The sequence below is a fragment of the Bythopirellula polymerisocia genome (genome assembly GCF_007860015.1).
Lineage (GTDB): Bacteria > Planctomycetota > Planctomycetia > Pirellulales > Lacipirellulaceae > Bythopirellula > Bythopirellula polymerisocia.
The window spans coordinates 211,214-227,700 of the sequence record NZ_SJPS01000003.1; the positions used below are offsets into that span (position 1 = coordinate 211,214).

The 16,487-nt window shown below is 56.3% G+C and carries 14 protein-coding genes; 8 read left to right on the forward strand and 6 right to left on the reverse strand.

The genetic code is table 11. The features are described 5' to 3' along the window. Window positions 1-127: 127 nt before the first annotated feature. From Pla144_RS10400 to Pla144_RS10420, 5 genes are all read left to right on the forward strand, one after another. On the forward strand, window positions 128-1,315 hold the full coding sequence (locus Pla144_RS10400) for a hypothetical protein (protein ID WP_146450614.1): 1,188 nt from the start codon (window positions 128-130) through the stop codon (window positions 1,313-1,315). A gap of 82 nt (window positions 1,316-1,397) precedes the next feature. Further along, window positions 1,398-2,012 (forward strand): PEP-CTERM sorting domain-containing protein, encoded by a 615-nt coding sequence (locus Pla144_RS10405; protein ID WP_146450615.1) that lies wholly within the window; start codon window positions 1,398-1,400, stop codon window positions 2,010-2,012. Continuing rightward, the gene (locus tag Pla144_RS10410) at window positions 2,009-5,602 is read left to right on the forward strand and encodes a virginiamycin B lyase family protein (protein WP_146450616.1); all 3,594 of its coding nucleotides are present in this window, start codon (window positions 2,009-2,011) and stop codon (window positions 5,600-5,602) included. Before Pla144_RS10405 ends, Pla144_RS10410 begins: the two co-directional genes overlap by 4 nt. Before the next feature lie 170 nt (window positions 5,603-5,772). Then, window positions 5,773-6,513, forward strand: a complete 741-nt coding sequence (locus tag Pla144_RS10415) for a hypothetical protein (RefSeq protein WP_146450617.1) — start codon at window positions 5,773-5,775, stop codon at window positions 6,511-6,513. Next, the gene (locus tag Pla144_RS10420) at window positions 6,510-10,286 is read left to right on the forward strand and encodes a beta strand repeat-containing protein (protein WP_146450618.1); all 3,777 of its coding nucleotides are present in this window, start codon (window positions 6,510-6,512) and stop codon (window positions 10,284-10,286) included. The genes Pla144_RS10415 and Pla144_RS10420 overlap by 4 nt, the downstream gene beginning before the upstream one ends. Window positions 10,287-10,696: 410 nt before the next feature. Here Pla144_RS10420 and Pla144_RS10425 read toward each other — a convergent pair whose 3' ends face one another. Next, on the reverse strand, window positions 10,697-10,882 hold the full coding sequence (locus Pla144_RS10425) for a hypothetical protein (RefSeq protein ID WP_146450619.1): 186 nt from the start codon (window positions 10,880-10,882) through the stop codon (window positions 10,697-10,699). A gap of 34 nt (window positions 10,883-10,916) precedes the next feature. Between Pla144_RS10425 and Pla144_RS10430 the strand changes: the two genes are divergently transcribed. Genes Pla144_RS10430 through Pla144_RS10440 form a run of 3 tightly spaced genes read left to right on the forward strand, consistent with a single transcriptional unit; the run spans window position 10,917 to window position 12,935 of the window. Then, on the forward strand, window positions 10,917-11,369 hold the full coding sequence (locus Pla144_RS10430; RefSeq protein ID WP_146450620.1) for a hypothetical protein: 453 nt from the start codon (window positions 10,917-10,919) through the stop codon (window positions 11,367-11,369). 1 nt (window position 11,370) lies between these two features. Further along, window positions 11,371-12,435 (forward strand): esterase/lipase family protein, encoded by a 1,065-nt coding sequence (locus Pla144_RS10435; protein ID WP_146450621.1) that lies wholly within the window; start codon window positions 11,371-11,373, stop codon window positions 12,433-12,435. Beyond that, complete coding sequence (locus Pla144_RS10440) at window positions 12,435-12,935, forward strand: DUF4442 domain-containing protein (protein ID WP_146450622.1); 501 nt, start codon at window positions 12,435-12,437, stop codon at window positions 12,933-12,935. The genes Pla144_RS10435 and Pla144_RS10440 overlap by 1 nt, the downstream gene beginning before the upstream one ends. Here Pla144_RS10440 and Pla144_RS10445 read toward each other — a convergent pair. The 5 genes from Pla144_RS10445 to Pla144_RS10465 all read right to left on the reverse strand — a co-directional run bounded on the left by Pla144_RS10445 (window position 12,887) and on the right by Pla144_RS10465 (window position 16,456). Beyond that, a complete protein-coding gene (locus tag Pla144_RS10445; protein ID WP_146450623.1) occupies window positions 12,887-13,738 on the reverse strand; it encodes a sterol desaturase family protein in 852 nt (283 codons plus the stop codon). The two genes, Pla144_RS10440 and Pla144_RS10445, sit on opposite strands and share 49 nt — an antisense overlap. 12 nt (window positions 13,739-13,750) lie before the next feature. Next, on the reverse strand, window positions 13,751-14,122 hold the full coding sequence (locus Pla144_RS10450) for a hypothetical protein (RefSeq protein ID WP_146450624.1): 372 nt from the start codon (window positions 14,120-14,122) through the stop codon (window positions 13,751-13,753). A 388-nt stretch (window positions 14,123-14,510) separates the two neighbouring features. Next, window positions 14,511-14,831: an acyl carrier protein gene (locus Pla144_RS10455; protein WP_146450625.1), complete on the reverse strand. Its 321-nt coding sequence runs from the start codon at window positions 14,829-14,831 to the stop codon at window positions 14,511-14,513. Between the two features lie 12 nt (window positions 14,832-14,843). Next, window positions 14,844-16,067 (reverse strand): beta-ketoacyl-[acyl-carrier-protein] synthase family protein, encoded by a 1,224-nt coding sequence (locus tag Pla144_RS10460; protein WP_146450626.1) that lies wholly within the window; start codon window positions 16,065-16,067, stop codon window positions 14,844-14,846. A gap of 2 nt (window positions 16,068-16,069) precedes the next feature. Continuing rightward, window positions 16,070-16,456, reverse strand: a complete 387-nt coding sequence (locus Pla144_RS10465) for a cytochrome P450 (protein WP_146450627.1) — start codon at window positions 16,454-16,456, stop codon at window positions 16,070-16,072. Window positions 16,457-16,487: the final 31 nt, after the last annotated feature.

The window sequence follows — 16,487 nt, forward strand, 5'->3', positions numbered from 1 at the left end:
AGCATGAGAATTCCCTCGCGCTGCGAAACTCCGCCACTGGGCTCTCTGCATGGTTTCCGTTTCGACTACTCAACTCACAAGTTCCAAATTTGCTCCCTTGAGAGACATCACCCTAGAAAGAATTGTTATGCAAACCATTTTGTGTCGGATTGTATGTTGGTGCTCCGTGGTCGGTTTGATCTCAGCAGTTCATGCTGCAGAAATCACGCCCATCGCTTCTCTTGGCTTGGGAGTAAGCGGCAACGGTGCGATTGTAGTTGGAGCCGCGGAAGGAGTGGGCGGCGATGCCGGCTATATTCTGGTGTCTCGCTGGACCTCTGTTGGCGGAGTCCAGACGCTCGGCCGGGGATCGGCGTACGACATTAGCCAAGACGGCACGACCCTGGTGGGAGAGCGACAAGTAGGGGATGCATCGCGACCATTTCGCTGGACAGCAGAACAAGGCTTCACGGACCTCGGCATTCTGTCGGGTGGGAATGGCTTTGCCAACGCCATCGATGTGAGCAGTAATGGTGACGTCGTCGTCGGACTTGCCAGCCAGGCAACCGGCTTTCGAGGGTTCCGCTGGACGCCGCAGTCTGGAATGACCGCACTTGGTGATTTGCCAGGCGGATTTGACTACAGCCAAGCCAATAGTATCAGCGCCGACGGACAAATCACCGTTGGCGTCAGCACCGGCTCCTCGGGCGACCGCGCAGTCCGATGGATCGGAGCGAACACCACTCCCTTAGACATGGGACTCCCGCCAGGCCTCACGGGATTCACGGAAGCCAAAGGTGTGAGCGGCAACGGCGAAGTCATCGTTGGCGTCTGGGGCGACGGAATATTTACTAACGAGGCATTCCGCTGGACTCTTCTGGGCGGTTATGAGTTACTTGACGACTTACCAGGAGGACTTCTCGACAGCGTAGCAACCCAAACCAACTTCGATGGCTCGGTCATCGTGGGGACGGGAAACCCTGGCGACGCTGTTCCCGATGAGGCGTTCTATTGGACCGAGTCGACCGGCATGAGGTCGCTCCGCGAAGTTCTGCTGGATGCCGGTGCAGATCTCTCGGCGTGGCGAACTCTCGACACACCCACCTCCCTCAGTGATGACGGCAGAGTGATTGTTGGAACAGGCACACTGATCGACGGCACGGTGGCCGGATTCCGCGTTTGCATTAGTGTACCTGAACCAACCGGTCTCGCGCTGCTGCTTGTTGGAAGCATCCTTGCATTTAGCAAGTATCGCCCTGGCAATCTCGCGCAACGCGAGAATTGTAGGCGTCAATCGCGATTTGTGGATTCGGTCCAGTTATCGCCGCTGTTGTAAGCTGTTGCAATTTTTCAGCCCGGCGAAAGTGAATGTTAGTAGTCCAAGGGCATCATCCCTCACTTTTGTGGAAGGAAGTTCAATGAACAAGACAAAGTTTGTCAGCCTCACGGCTTTGGCGATTTTTGTGGGAGTAGCTTCGCAGGCAAGCGCCGGTCCTATCGATGTCTTTTACACAGTTAGCGGGTCGCCAGGGAGCTACGATCTCGACTTCAGCGTAACAAACAACATGCTCGCTTGGCCGACGCAGAATGTCTATTTCTTCGCGGTGCGGCTTAGTGTAGATCAAATCACAGGTAACCCCGCTCCCTTTTCTAATAACGCGCCGATGGATTGGAACCCCTTTGGGTACGGCGGATCAGCAACAGAATACAACAACACCTGGATAGCGCCTGTTCCCCCGTTCGCACCCGCCTTCCTGTTGCCGGGAATTACCCATTCTGGGTTCGTGGTACATATCCCCGACTTGACTGCACCGACATCAGTCGCGTGGAGTGCAATTTCAATCTCGCCCGGAGACGTGCATCCCTACACGGGTGGTGGCAACTTCATAACACAAGCCAACCCAGGTTTCGAGGGACTTGCATATCCATTCACTGTGCCCGAACCGAATGCAGTGGGGCTGCTGTTGCTTGGTCTAACGATGCTTTGCACTACCGCGCGCTGCGGCACTAAACAAGAAAGATTACAAGAATGAAGTCACTAAAATATGGATTCGTCTGGTTGGGAGTTTTGTACTTGGTACCCGAGGTTGCTTATGGTCAAACTTTTTGGACTGCGGGGATTGGCGATTGGAATACGGCAGCGAATTGGACGCTCGGGGTACCGAACGCCGCTAGCGGCACGGCCTTCGACGCGGTTATCGCCAACGGAGGAACCGCGCAGCTCACAGCGCCGGGCGGTAGCGTCCGCCGACTTCGAGTAGGGCTCGCAAGTGGTCCCGGCAGCCTTGTCGTCGATGGCGGCGCCCTGGCAGTGACGGAAAATTTGCACCTAAACGAGGGGAGCTCTGGCCCGGCTTCGGTGACGGTACAAAACGGGGCCACGGTCACGTCGCCCAGCACAATCGTTGGCTTCAGCAGCGTCGCCAATACGAACTTTCTGATTTCCGGCGCAGGAACGACTTTCAACGCAGCGACTCAGTTCATCGTCGGCCATTCGGGCGCGGGAACCGCCTCGCTGACTGTCGATTCCGGCGCCGTGCTCACCAGCCAAATCGGTTATCTTGGCAACTTGACCGGGTCACGTGGCGTGGGAGTCGTCCGCAATCCCGGATCGAGCTGGTCGACAGCGGGGCAGTTTGCCGTTGGCAACTTGGGCGTTGGCACACTTACGATTGAAGATCAAGGATTGGTGTCGGCCGGAACAAATCTCTTTATCGCGGCCACGAGCAACGTCAACCTCAACGGCGGCACCTTGCGGTTCAACACAATCAGCGGAATCACCCGCCTGAACTACAACGCCGGCACGATTCAACTCGCCGGCAATCGGGACATCATTTTAGATTCGGGCCTCTTTGACTTCTACGGAGTTTCCCGCATCATCACCAGCGGCAAGGGACTGTCGGTCGAAGGAACGACTACCATTCGGCAAGACAAGTCGTTAACGGTCAGCGGCGGCACATTCGCCTCGCAAGGCCTACTCACGCTCGGCGCACCGGGTTTATCCAGCGGCGACCTGTTTATCAACATTGGCGGCACAGTTGCCACTGGGGGCGACGTTAAACTCGACGCTTTTGGAATCGGCACCATTAGCGACGCCGGATCGAGTTGGACGGTTGCAGGCAGTTTTCAGGTTTCGCCAACCGGAGGTCGCGGAGACCTATTCATTTCTAATCAGGCAAGCCTTTACATCGGCAATACGCTTTCGATCGGCTCGAGCGGGTTTGTTACTCTTAACGGCGGCACGATCCGCTTTGACGGCTACAGCAGAAACCCAGTTGGCGCTTTCACTTACTCAGCGGGAACCGTCCAGCTTGCCGGAAATCGCACGATTGGAAGCGATGCGGCGATTTTGGACCTGTTCGGCGCCTCCCCCACGATCCCCACCGGCAAGGTGCTGGTGGTGGAAGGGACTGCCATCCTAACGGCTGCCGCGCCGGTGACGCTTTCAGGCGGCGATCTTGCCGCCGAAACGGTGCTCATGTCGCCTGGTAGCCAGATCACTAATGCGGCTACCGCGCAAGTCTCTGGTGGCATGCTGGCCCTGGCAGGATCAGTGATTGATGGCACTGGCGGCGACCTCACCATGGGCGACGCCGCTAAAGTCAATGGATTCTACTGCGCTGGTACGCTTCAGGTGGGATTGTCCACCGTCACACTTAACGACGCCAACGACGCGGTGCTCGACTCGGCAGCGCTGGTCACACTCGGTTCTGGCGGCAACCCCGGCACGCTCGTCGCTGCTAATGGCCTAACACTCAACTTTGGCGGCAATATTACAGGCTTTGGCACGGTTGACATGCCCGACGATCCCGCCAAGCCGTTCATTAATAACGGCAACCTTACCGGCGACTCGTTGGCCGAGCCGCTCACATTGGCCGGCTACGTGAAGGGCGTGGGAACCTACGACAATGTGGCATTCGCGGGAACATTCTCCCCGGGTTTCAGCCCCGCGAAAGTGAATTTGGGCAGCGCCAGCTACAACGGCACGCTGGAAATCGAAATCGGTGGACTCTCGCCCGGATCAAGCGGTTATGACCAAGTCAATCACATCTTGGGTGACGGCATTGCGGAACTAGGAGGCACGCTTGAAGTTTCTTTGTTGGGTGCGTTTGAGCCAGTAGTCGGCAACAGCTTTGAAGTTCTGACCGCAGTGGGTGGAGTGCTGGGAACATTTACCGACGTTGTCTTGCCAAGTCTAGAGGCAGGACTCAGTTGGAGCCTGCTCTATGAGCCCAATGCCGTGCTGCTTTCAGTCGTCGACGTAGTGAATGGCGACTTCGACCTCGACGGCGACATCGATGGCCGCGACTTTTTGGTCTGGCAGCGGGGTGGATCACCCAACCCATTTAGTAGTGGTGATTTGGCCTTATGGCAAACCGAGTACAACGGTGGTTTACTCGCGGCTACGAGCGTGGCCGTGCCAGAGCCGGCTTCTTGGGTGCTGCTCCTCGCTGCCGCGTGCCTACTACTCCGGATTGGTAAAAGAGGGATCGAGTCTGCCGCTTCACTTCACGCGCGGGTTCTATCTTGCCCAAGGGTCATGCTGCTCCTTGCCACCATTACGCTGGGTCTAGCTGCTCCGACCGCGCGAGCAGACATCTTTTATTTCAGCTCGCAGGGGGCAGGCCGTCACATAGTCGAGGTGAATTCCGCCGGCGCGGTGAGCGTATTCGCAAGTCTGCCCGTGGGCGCAGCTTATGCTTCTGGAGTTGCGTTTGACCAGAGCGGAAACCTCTATACATCTGATCCGAACAGAGGCACGATCAGCAAGATCACAACCGACGGCACGGTGAGCCTTTTCAAATCTGGCTTATCGTCTCCGCAGGGTCTGGCCTTCGACGAGAGCGGCGACCTCTATGTGGCAAATAATGGAGCTAACCAGATCAACAAGATTACGCACACCGGCACGTTAAGTCTCTTTGCGATGTTACCGGCTGGATCAGAATCTGAAGGTCTGGCCTTTGACGGCAACGGCAACCTCTATGTGGCGCGCAGTAATGCCAACCAGATCAACAAGGTCACCCCGGACGGCATGGTGAGTCTCTTCGCGACCCTGCCCGCCGACTCACTCCCTTTCGGCTTGGCCTTTGACGACAGCGGTATCCTCTATGAGACAGGTTTGGACAACCAGATTCGAAAAATCACTCCCGGCGGCGCAGTGAGCCTGTTTGCTTCGCTGCCAAACTACACGGTCCCGTCAGCTGTTGGTTTAGCCTTTGACAGTAGCGGAAACCTTTACGCGGCAGGTTTGTCTGGCGAAATTAGTAAGATCACCCCAGACGGCACGGTGAGTCTCTTCGCGACCGCTACCAACGAAAGCTTACTTTACATTGCGGTGACGGATGACTTAGGCAATCCATTGGTATTGCCCCCGAATGGCCTAGCTGGCGACTTCGATTTCGATGGCGACGTTGATGGCCGCGACTTTCTAGTCTGGCAACGGGGTGGTTCAACCAATGGCATTAATAGCGGTGACTTGGCGGATTGGCAGACGCACTATGGAACGCCACTTGTTGCGACGAGTGTAGCCGTACCGGAACCTGGAAGCATATTATCAGTTGTTACGTCAGCGTTAATTCCACTCTTGAGAAGCCGAAAATCGCGGCTGTTGTGCAAAGACTGAGTTCTTTGCGGTTTGGCATACCTCTACCAGCCCTATTTATCAGTTGCCAATTATTTCGAAATTCTTTAGAGATTGGTTCACCGCAGCAAGGTCCAGCAAGCTAGGATACACTTATATCTTCTTCAGCCTGAGATTGTTGCCTGACTCTTTCGTCAGGAGTCGGCAATTGGGTGCGATCTCTCTTTGGATCAGATCGGGCGCGTCGACGTCGGCTGCAACTCCGCGGCCGAGGTAACGAGATGACCAAGTCGTTTTTTATCGACGGAGGTCATCTCACTATGCAATTTTCTCGACACTGCTGCGCTTGTATCGTGGCACTCGCCTTCGTGCATCACGCCCCGGCCGTGACAACCTCCTGGATCAGCAACGTCGGAGGCAGCTTTACCGACCCCCTTAAATGGACCAACGGGGTTCCACAGTTCAATGATACGGCCGTGTTCAACCGTAATCTCAATATTCAGTACAACGTGACGTTTCCCGGGCGACAAGCCTTGGATCCGCCCATAGTCTACGCGATGAAGCAGCTGCGGATCGGCACGAGCACTGTGTCGTTCGCTGACAGTACCAATTTCGGTCTATTGGCCGATAACAGCTTGGCGGTAATCAATCCCAGCGGAAACCAAGCTGATCGTGGCATCATCGTCGGCGACGCCGCGGGGCAAGTCGCCGTCCTCAACACCATTCTTAAAAGCTTTTTGGCCGCGGCTGCCACCATCGGCGACGTCGCAGGTTCCGTCGGCACTGTAAATGTCAACGGCGGCGTTTTTTCCATGGCGGGCTCCGAGTTTGGCGATTCAATCATCATTGGAAATGATGGCGCCGGTTCCCGAGCCGTCGTCGCTGGTGATTTGCGAGACCGGGTAGTTATTCATCGGCGCTCAACTCACAAAGAAAAAGGAAAGATGACATGATTTCTTCAATGCTGATATTTCGTTGTGGGAGACCTGCAATTCGGCGGCCGAGGCTAACGGCGATTGTAGCCTTGCTTGTGCTGATCGTAATGTGGTCCGATATGGCCCAGGCGATCCCCAAGCGATGGGCGACCGATAGCAGCGGCAGTTTTGCAACGGCCGCCAATTGGGATCCTGTCGGAGTGCCTAGCGGAGCCGACCTGGTGAGGTTTGAGCGAGGCCCGGGAATCGCGTATTCCACGACCTTCCCAGGGAAGATCAATTTGCCACTGCCGGTCTACGCCTTCGATTCGTTGCGCGTCGGTCCGAACACCGTCAGCCTTGCCGACGCCCTCACGCTACTTCAAGGTCCAGGCACGGTCTCGATCACCAACCCCACGACCGCCCAAGTCGGGCGCGGCCTCGTCATCGGCGACAGCAATTTGGCCGGCGCGTCGATCCTCAACTCGACGCTGGCGCACCTTAACGCTGTCGCTGCGACGATCGGCGACGTGGCCGGTTCTGACGGAACGCTCAATCTCAACGCCGGCGACTTCACCGTCACGGGTTCGAGCGCCGTCGACGACGAGTTGATCGTCGGCAACCAAGGCCACGGAGTGCTCAACATCAATGGCAACGCGAAATTGAACGTCGTCGGCGCCGCAGGAAACATCGTGCTGGGCAAGCAAGCCAGCGGCTTCGGCGCCGTCACAGTCGCCGGGGTCGGTTCCCAGTTGACAAGCATCGGCCAGCTCGTCATCGGCGAGCAGGGCTTCGGCCAGCTGAATCTCGCGTTCGGAGGACAGGTCCACGCCACCGGCGTCAATGGCGACATCATGATCGGCAATCTAGCTGGGGCTCGAGGCTATGTGTGGGTCAATGAAAACGGTTCCCAGTTGACAAGCTCTGGTGAGTTGGTCGTCGGGAATTACGGCGAAGGCTATCTGAGGGTGGCGGAGGGCGCTATCGTGGACGTCACCGGCACAAGCGGCAATCTCTACTTGGGAAAGTTTCCTGGCGCCACTGGCGAAATCAGTGTTTACGGCACGTTGAACGTTGAAGGCGATGCCGACATCCGGTCGGGAGTGCTCGACGGGGATGGCCAAGTGAATGTCGGCGGCGATGCGATGGTGCGCAAGGGTTCCGGCTCACGGCTGTTTGGCGCCGGCCATTGGGGTATCAACGGCAACTTGACGATCGGGGGGAGTCTCGAGGTCCAGAGCGCCACGGGGGTCTCCGTCGGAGGATTGTTGGCCGTCGAATCGACGGGCAAACTCTATGGAAACGGCTCGATTTCTGGCGACGTCACAAACCTCGGCCTTGTCGCCCCTGCTGCCTTGAACGACGATCCCGTTGGAACACTACGCATTGCTGGAAACTACACTCAACCCACCTCAATTAGTGGCATACTCGCCCTGGTGATCGCGGACGCGCAGGCTGTTAACGATCGCTTAGAAGTCAGCGGAAATATGGCGCTCGGCGGGGGACTTAAGGTTGCGTTTGGGGCATCCTACGCTCCCCAAGCAGGCGACTCCTTCGACATCCTTGATTGGGGCGGGGTCCTCAGCGGAGCTTTTCAATTCTTGGACTTACCATTCTATCGCCCGCTGCATTGGAACACCTCCCAACTTTACGTCTCTGGCGTCATCAGCCTGGAGCCAGTCTTCGGAGCCGACGTGAACGAAGACGGCTATGTGAACGCTGCTGACTTGGCCATCATTCGCGCTGGATACGGCATCACCAGCTCAGCGTTGCACAAGTTCGGCGACACTGACGGCGATCACGACGTCGACGGCCGCGATTTCCTCAATTGGCAGCGGCAGTTTGGCGGGATTAGCATTGTTGCGGTCCCCGAGCCGACGACGTTGATACTGTTCTTATTCGCCGCCGTCGGTTTACTCGGCACTAGCCTTGGGCCGCGGCGATCCCGCGCGGCAGGTCGTACTGCAGTTGCCGCAGCGCTGATAGCATTGGTTTCGGCATACACAGGCACGGCGGTGGCGGGAGTGCAGTACAACTCCATCGCGCTGAGTGGCGCTGGCGGCACGAGTCTGGGACTGGGCCCTAACTTGGGCTCGGGCGTAAACTTTAGTGGTTTCGGCTTCCCCGCGATCAATGCTTCTGGCGAAGTGGCGTTCCACGGTATCGTCTCCGGTACCGGGGTGGATACGTTGAACAACCTCGGCATCTTCACTAATGTCGGCGGAACGCTGGGCGTGGTGGCGAGAACGGGCGATGCCGGACCTGGACCTAACCTTGGCTCGGGCGTGAACTTCAGCAGCGTCAGCGAACCTGTGCTTAACGCCTCGGGTGAAGTGGCATTCTTCAGCAGGCTCACGGGCTTCGGGGCAGATGGCACTTTCGACTCAGGCATCTTCAGCAACGCCGATGGGACGCTGATAACTTTGGCGCGCGAAGCCGTCGCGGGGCCCGGACCCAACATAGGCGTGGACGTCCACTTTAGCACTTTCAACTCTCCGCTGTTTAACGATGTTGGCAAGATAGTGTTCACTGGCAAGCTGACCGGCAGCGGAATTAGTGCCGCGAACGACGATGTCGTCTTTAGCAACATCGGCGGGACATTAGCAGCCGTGGCCCGCGAGGGTACGGCTGGGCCCGGACCCAATCTCGGCCCCACCGCTATCTTTCAGAACTTCAGTGGCAGCCCATTGGGTGTATCAGCGCTCAACGCGTCAGGCACGATCGCGTTTAGGGGAAATATTTCAGACAACTCCTTGTCTCCTTCCACATCCACCGGCATATTCACCCATGCCAATGGGACCACGGTGCTGGTTGCCCGGTCGGCCAATTCCGGCCCGGGGCCAAACCTCGGGCCAGGGATCATCTTTGGACAGCTCGGCGGGTCAGTGATCAACGCCGCCGGCAACGTGGCGTTCGACGGCAACCTTTTCGGAGGCGGGGTGACCTTCACCGACGACAGCGTAATCTTCAGCAACACAGGCGGAACACTTGCAGTGGTCGCTCGCGAGGGTCCTGCGGGACCGGGGCCGAACTTGGCAGTTGGCGTAAACTTCGGTTCGTTTGAAGCACCCGTACTCAACGCTGCCGGCGAATTGGCGTTCATGGGCACCCTTGTCGGCACCGGCGTCGACTCGACGAACGACAAGGGCATTTTTACCAGCGTCGGTGGGACTCTGATTTCAGTGGCGCGGACGGGCAGTGCTGGGCCAGGTCCAAACGTCGGTGAAAACGTGAACTTCAGCAACTTCTTCGGCGCTCCCGTGTTAAACGCCTCTGGCGAGACGGCCTTCGTCGGTCTCCTTACGGGCGACGGGGTAAACGCCACAAACGACCAAGGCATTTGGGCGAACGTCGGCGGTGCCCTGGTGAAGATAGTACGTAAGGGTGATCTGTTCGACGTTGATCCCGGCCCGAGAATGGACCTGCGCACGATCTCGTCAGTAAATCTCACCGGCAACTCGGGCGGTGAGGACGGACGGCGATCGAGCCTTAACGACGCTGGGCTGTTGACGTTCGCACTCAGTTTCACCGGCGGCTCAGGCGGCATCTTCACCGCGATGGTCCCCAGTCCCGCCGGTCCCGGTGACTTCGATCTCGATGGCGACGTCGATGGACGTGATTTTCTCGTGTGGCAGCGCAATCCCTGTGTGGGCAATTTAACCGATTGGCAAGCCAACTACGGTTCACCATTTACGGCAGCGAGCACTACTGTGCCGGAGCCAACAACCTGGGCGCTGTTGTCGATCGCACTAGCGGGCGGCAACTTCGCCATAAGACGACTGATCGTCGAGCGAATCGCAAGAAATTATTAATGACATAACACTGGTCGCCAACGTACGGTTATCTGAGACGCAGCCTAACAACACTTTGCACTCGGCGGTGTGCACAACCGCCTTCAATTTGAGTAATCTCGAACTGCCAGCGGATGGACCACTTTCAGCGAGTTAGCCAGCCGCCTAAGATGCTGAGGTCTACTTTCGGCGGAGACACCTCCAGCAGTTCGCCGTAAACCTAGGCCACCGCAGTTGATGCAACTTCAGCGAATTGGGCAGGCAGCGAATCAACAACGGTCGGGGTAACGTCGGCCAAAATCTGGCAGTCTGCTTGACGATACAGCTTCCCCACATGAGGCAGTTAGACGCCAAGGGATTGGCAATATATGAGTGCGTCACAGGTTCGCAACTTGGCCGCAAGGCTCCGTAGATCTTTGTCAGCAACTACGTTATCTCAGACTGAGACGCGGAGCAGCTTTGGGCCGAGAAATGCCCGGACAAACCAACATTTTCTGGAACTTGCGGTCCCAGGACGTCCCCATAGGATGCCAGCAATCCTTCGTGCCACCGGCGACCAATCGCTCATCGGATAGAACATCGTCCTCTTGTGATATATACTTATAAGGTGAGTTCATCGACGGAAGCTCCACCGCGAAACAGGATACATGAATGTCGGATCGCTCTGAAAAGATCCTTAAGGCTCTTCTTTGGTGGCTCGTTGTATTCCACGGTGGGCTCGGTCTGCTGGGACTATTTGCAAAGGGTTCGGCAGAGGTCCTTGCCGAGCGGTTTTTCAATTTCCAGCTTGAGTTGTCGCCGCAGATGTATTGGGTGATCAATCCTTTCGCAGCTTATCTTCTTGCTTTCGCTGCGTTCATGGCCATTGCCGCGTGGGATCCCCGCAGGAACGTGGCTTTAATTTACGTTGCCGCTTCCCTTCTCGGATTACGTGTGCTCCAGCGTGCTTATTTCCTGCTGACTGCTGATGATGATTTGATTTCCGGCACATCCAAGGACAGGATTGTTTTGACAATAGCCATTGTTCTAGTAATTACCATAGCGCTTCTCGTATTAACTCGTAATATGAGTCGTAATTATTCTGGGAACGGAATAGAAGAATGAAATGCGGCAACGACACTTCCCTGTCATCTTGATTCTTGGTGCGATGGGCTCTCGTCTCGTGGTTGCTGGCCGGCCGGAGATCCGGGCTTGGATACCATACCGCCCCTTACGCGTTCTGGCTGACCTTGACGCTCTTAAATGCGACGAAAACGGCGAGTCGTGCATGATGCTCGAAACTGACGGCTGTCTCGACGCGCGACCACTGGACTTCGTCAGCCCCTTACGAAGAAAGCTGGGACGGCACGGGCTTTCTATCGTCACGTTTCCCTATGACTGGAGAATGAGTCTTTTTCAGTCAGCTGAGTCGTTTGCCGCCTGGGTCGACGAGCAGACATGGGATAGGTTCGACATTGTCGGTGTTTCCTCGGGCGGTTTGATCGCCACTCAGTATGCACGAATGGGTTTTGCGCACAGGATTCGAAAATTCATCTCGATCGGAACGCCATTCCTCGGAATGCCACGTGCACTTGCGTATCTTCATACCGGCGCCGTTCTCAATCGAATCGCCGATTTCTTCTTTGCGCATAAAGCAGGAGCTCTGATTCGCACGTTCCCGTCGATGTATGAGCTTCTTCCATGCCAGGCCTTTTTCGATGCCGCCAATAACGCCTGCGCCGAAGTCCACGGTCGCACCCTCCGTTCGCACGCTCAGATGGTTTCGTGGCTCGACTCACTGCCGCAGATTTCTAGTCGGCTGCTGATGACCGGTGCAGAGTTCCTCGCCCAGCTTGATCCGGCTCAAACTCTGGGAAACGTAGATACTTCCTACATTGTGAATTCCGGACGGCCGACGGCGGCGTTGGTTTCCTATCGCGAGAATGGAACGATCCGAATTCGGCGACGAACCGACGGAGACGGGTCGGTTCCGCTGTTCAGCCAGACAATTGGTGGACGAAATGAAGCCGTGCACCCGGGACAGACCTACCGATTCGGAGGCCGGCATCGAACAACGCATATGAACTGTCGAGTGATGGAGCAGATCGTCCGCATACTGCTTGACAGCACGGCGCGCTGCCGCGCGTCAGCAGGGCCGGCCACGAGGCCGTCAGATGCGGGCGGCTGCTGATGCTCAGATACACCGACCTCTTCCACTCGGCCCGGGTATTCCGTCGGATGATGAATTTGTGGCCCCCGCTCTGGGGTCAAGGAATTCGGATTGTCTATATTTCTCCGGACTTTCGAAAAGTCCGCACCCGACTCTTATTTAGGTGGTACAACCGCGGAAATCCCGGAACACAATTCGGCGGTGCCCTGTTCTCAATGACTGACCCTTTCTATTCGATCATGCTCATGAAGAATCTCGGCGATGGATTTGTGGTCTGGGACCAGTCGGCAACAATCGCCTTCCTACGTCCAGTGCGAGAAACGGTGGAAGCCAGTTTTCTGCTGACGGATGAACACCTCGAAATCGTGCATCAACGGACGGTCAAGGGTGAAAACTGCTCACTGGAACTTCCGGTTGCGATTGACACCCTGGGCGGCGCGAGGGTTGCTAGCGTTACGCGCACGCTGCACATTCAACGCTCGCGCGATGCGAAACCTCTTGACGCTGCTTTCGCGGAGTAGGATTCAGCCCGGTCAGCACTGTCGACCCGACCGCGTGTTGCGGCGTAAAAGGAAGCGTAATCCGGCGCCATGGAGCCCATAATCCGGTCCCAGAAATTAAAGAACAGTGCAAAGTTACAGTTGCTATTGCGGTGATGCAGATAATGATAAGTCGCACAACTGCTGAACTTCGTCAGCGGCGATGTCGCGAAGTTCTTCGGAAAAAACTCGTATCCCGAATGCCCGATTATATTCAGCCCAAACGACAGAATGGCGAATGCAACCAGCGTGTACGGATGAGTGGGAATCAGCATCAGGAGTACGGGACGGAACAACAACTCTACGAAGCCCTCGATCGGGTGGACAGAAAACGCGCTCCACGGTGTCACGTTGTGGAACTGGTGGTGGACCCAATGATGCGAGATCCGTCGAAATGGCTCTCTGTGCATAAGATAATGGGCCCAGAAGAAATACGCATCGTGAGCCAGCAACAGCACCAAAATCACCAGCAGCCCGTAAAGCGTCCCATATTCGTGCCAGTCGAAGTACAGTTTGAGCCAACCCCTTTCATAGAGACCATATGTTGCAGTCGCGAGGATTGCGTAATTCAGGTTGTTGAGCAGTGCCCAGCTCATCTCTTTCTGTACGACCCCCCCAGAGACACGGTCCGGATTGATCTTGTACTTGCGGAACTTCCGGTCGAAGAGCTGGCAGACAATGATGTAGTAGGTCCCCGTCATCAGGAGATAACGAAGGCACGCTGCGGTCACAGATATCAGGCCAACGAGGCAGTACGTCTGCACAGATTGCACATTGAATTCCAAAACACACAGCACCTATGTGGTCCCTTCCGGGTCGAATTGCGCAAACCCTTTGAATTCCATGACACACAGCTCGCGCTTTGCGGAAGTATACACTCGACCCTTGACGAAATACAGTGGATGGATGTCGCGAACTGTGACCAGTTTGGCTGAGATTGTTTCGTCGGCTTCAGGCAGTGGTTCGAACAACAGCTCGAACTTGTCGATAGCGGCGAGTTGTGCTGTCCGCAGTTGCTGCCTACGCTGCAGCGCCTGCAAGGCCATGATATAACCGTAGAACTGAGCCAGGTATTCGATGATCGCGCCGACGTGGACTCGAGCACCTGCCAGTATGAGGTTGCGGTTCAGCCTGACTTCCGTCAATCCGTGCTGATGCGTCGCGTACATTATCCGGTCTACCTATACTATGGGTTTGCGGTGCGGCAACCGTTCTTGCAGTTGATTAACCAACAGTGGGAATTCCGCCTGTGCATTTTACCTTTCGAAATATCACTCTCGAAAAAATGGTTTGGCATAATCACCCTAAGTCCGCCATGTAAGCATTATCAGCCGCTCTGCAAACTCGCTCAGTTTGCATTTGACTACACCGGCAACGTTTCCATACTTCGAAGTTCATTTTCCTGGAAATCCGATTTTGCCGCCAGCCATGGCCGTTGAGATTTCCGCCTGGCTTGTGACTGCCATGCTAAGCAACAGGGAGATTTCCATTATTCGTAAAGTGGAACGGTCCAAATTCAGCGAGAACATCCGAACGAATAAGCCGTTTCGTATTGGACTATCTTTCATCAGGGACCGTTGTTTCAGAAGCCGCTGGTTGTGATGCGACGGGGTCGTCGCCGCCGCCGTCCGATTTACACTCGGATGAGTCGACCAGGCCTACGACAATTCCATAGACTTCCCGGAGAGTCCTCGCCCGCAAAAAAGCCTCTGGCATGATAGTCTGTCCTGTACGTGCTTCAAGCAGTACGAGCAGATCTGCTCCATCGAGACTGTCCAGTTCGAGATCTTTGTACAAGTCGGTTTCGGGCTTCAGCCGATCGTAAGCAATCTCGAAACGCTCGTGCAGAATGCGATTCACTTCCTCTGGAATGTCCATACTTCATTTACCTCACATTTGACCGCTACCCAGGACGAGCGACACATTCATTCCGCCAAATGCGAAACTGTTGCTCATGATCAACCCGTCAGCCAGTGGCTCGATATCTCTCACAAAATGTAATGGTGGCATTTCCGGGTCGGGGCAGCTGAGATTCTTCGAACCGATGATCACACCGTGCTGCAACATATTGACCGCGGCGATGACCTCGCTGCTGCCGGCGGCTGCCAAGCTGTGACCAAGATGCCCCTTGATGCTACTGACCGGCATCTGGTCTCCGAAGACCTCGTGTACAGCCAGGGCCTCGTTCAGGTCACCCTGTTTGGTCGACGTGGCATGAGCGTTGAGATAACCGACATTCTGCGGCCCGACGCGCGCGTCGGTCAGGGCATCGCGCATCGTTCTGACCATGGCCTCGACATTCGGCTTACTGACGTGTTGCCCGTCACACCGCTGAGCCGCGCCGAGAATACTTCCATAACTTGGCCTCCGGCGACTCTCCAGCGATTGCCACGATTCCAGAGCGACGATCGCCGCTCCCTCGGAAACAACGATTCCGTCCCGGTCACGATCAAATGGCCGTGATGCGAGCTCCGGTGTCTGGTTGAACCGACGCGAGGCAGCTAGGGCGACGTCAAAACTAAAGCACGATGTGATGTGACACTCATCGGCTCCCCCCGCGAGTACTAGATCGCAGTAACCACTTTCAATCATCTGCTTGCCGAGCAAGATGGCCTGCGCTCCGGTACTGCAGGCCGCACTTGGTGAGATGACTGGGCCATTGAATTGCAGGTAGGCGGCCAGGTTGAGTGCGAGCGAGTGACTCATGCACTTGAACACGGTCGTGGAAACCTCGCCCCGGAACGAATTTGTCTGCTGGAACTGCTTCAGAGATTCTCCCATAGCAGTCGCACTGCCCGTCGTTGATCCGGCAATAATCATGACACGGCGGTCTCTGAGTTGTTCCTTTTTCAAGCCCGCTCGCTTCAAGCATTCATCCATCGCAAGGCAGGCCATTTCCGACATCCGCGACATAGTTCGGCGTTGACTTCTCGGAATTGACGACACATCGTAATCCGGCACCAACGACGCTACGTGCGAATGGAGACCTTCTACCCGTGACCATTCCGGTATGAACCTGGCTGCGGAGCGACCTGCTAGCAGAGCTGCAAATGTCTCGTCGACATTCAACCCCAGCGGACTCACTTGGCCATAGCCAGCAATATGAACTGCCATATTCAGACAATCTCCGCGCCGGAAGGGGTTCGCCAGCTCCAGCGCAACAGGAGCGGTCCCTTTGGACGCAGCGTCATTTTAACTTCCCAGCCTGATTCAGCCGCCCCAGAAATAGTCGTGATCGAACATAATTGTATCATGGAAGCGGCGATCATGACCAGTTCCATCCTTGCGAACGCCTGCCCGATGCAGGCCCGTGGCCCGGCGCCAAATGGGAACCAGGCACCGTCGGGAATGCCATCGATTTGAGGACTCAGGTGAAGGGGGCAGGTCACAGGCCAAGGGGTCATCCCATACCTCAACGAACGATGCGAGCCGATCTTGAGCGAAGACCAGCCTGTTAGTGCGACACCTAGCGATGTGGTGGTTTGTCGGAAGTTTCGTTCCATTCTTCCAGGGCCTCCTGGGTGAACATCCAGC